The organism is Streptomyces sp. NPDC059696 (assembly GCF_042733745.1).
Taxonomy (GTDB): Bacteria; Actinomycetota; Actinomycetes; order Streptomycetales; family Streptomycetaceae; genus Streptomyces.
Map to the genome: position 1 here is coordinate 1 of NZ_JBHWFG010000113.1, position 1,394 is coordinate 1,394.

Genomic DNA, 1,394 nt, shown 5'->3' on the forward strand with positions numbered 1-1,394 from the left:
GCTGGTGTCCTGGGCGCGGTGGCTTCGTTGCGGGTTGATCTGTATGGTTCCTTGGCTGCGACGGGTAAGGGGCACGGCACTTTCACGGCGACCTTGCTGGGTTTGGAGGGCTACGAGCCTGAGCTGATCCTGCCCGACGAGGTTGCAGAACGCCTGGCTTCGATCACGGACACGGGCAAGCTCAACCTCGCCGGGGACGTGCTCCTGGAGTACTCCGTTGAGGATATGGTGTTGCATCCGTTGACGGTGTTGCCGCGGCATACGAATGGGATGAAGTTTGCCGTGTCTGATGCTGAGGGGAACGTGTTGCGGGAGGCGACGTTTTTCTCGGTGGGTGGTGGGTTCATTGTCCGGGAGGGTGAGGAGTCCGCGGCGCGGGCTGAGTTGGAGGAGTCCAAGGCGGAGTTGCCGTTGCCGTTTCGGACGGCGGCGGAGTTGTTGGGCCGGTGCTCGTCGAAGGGTCTGGGGATTTCCGAGATCATGTTGATCAATGAGCGGGCGTCCCGGTCTGAGGAGGAGATCCGGGAGGGTTTGCTGCATATCTGGGCGGTGATGGAGGCCTGTGTTGAGACCAGTTTGAGGCGTGAGGGTGTGTTGCCGGGTGGGTTGCGGGTCCGTCGTCGTGCGCCGGATTGGTTGGAGCGGTTGTTGAAGGAGGACAAGGACCGGAATGATCCGAAGTATTGGCAGGAGTGGGTGAACCTGATCGCCCTGGCGGTGAATGAGGAGAACGCGTCCGGTGGCCGGGTGGTGACGGCTCCGACGAATGGTGCGGCGGGGATCATTCCGGCGGTTTTGTATTACGCGTTGCATTATGCGCCGGGGATGGATCAGGCGTCCCAGGCTGATCGGGATGATGTGGTGGTGCGGTTCTTGTTGGCTGCTGGTGCGGTGGGTGTGTTGTATAAGGAGCAGGCCTCGATTTCCGGTGCTGAGGTGGGGTGTCAGGGTGAGGTGGGGTCTGCGTCGTCGATGGCTGCTGCGGGGTTGGCTGAGGTGATGGGTGGTTCTCCGGCGCAGGTGGAGAACGCGGCGGAGATCGCGATGGAGCACAACCTGGGTTTGACGTGTGATCCGATTGGTGGGTTGGTGCAGATTCCGTGTATTGAGCGGAATGCGATTGCTGCGGCGAAGGCGATCAACGCGGCGAAGATGGCGTTGTGGGGTGATGGGACGCATCGGGTGTCCCTTGATGAGGTGATCGTGACGATGCGTGAGACGGGCAAGGACATGTCCCATAAGTACAAGGAAACCGCGATGGGCGGCCTCGCCGTCAACGTCGTCGAATGCTGAATACCTGAACTCCAGCAAAGCTTGTGCGGCCCGCTCTGCGCCCTGAAGCGTATGCGAAGCGCGCAGAGCAGGCCCCGCAACGCAGGAAGTCTGCCCCCAAC

Annotated in this window: 1 protein-coding gene; it reads left to right on the forward strand. The window is 61.6% G+C overall.

What is annotated here, in order from left to right; genetic code table 11:
- A partial coding sequence (locus ACFV20_RS36965) for an L-serine ammonia-lyase (RefSeq protein ID WP_385665514.1) occupies positions 1-1,293 on the forward strand: 1,293 nt, incomplete at its 5' end.
- Positions 1,294-1,394 lie beyond the last annotated feature (101 nt).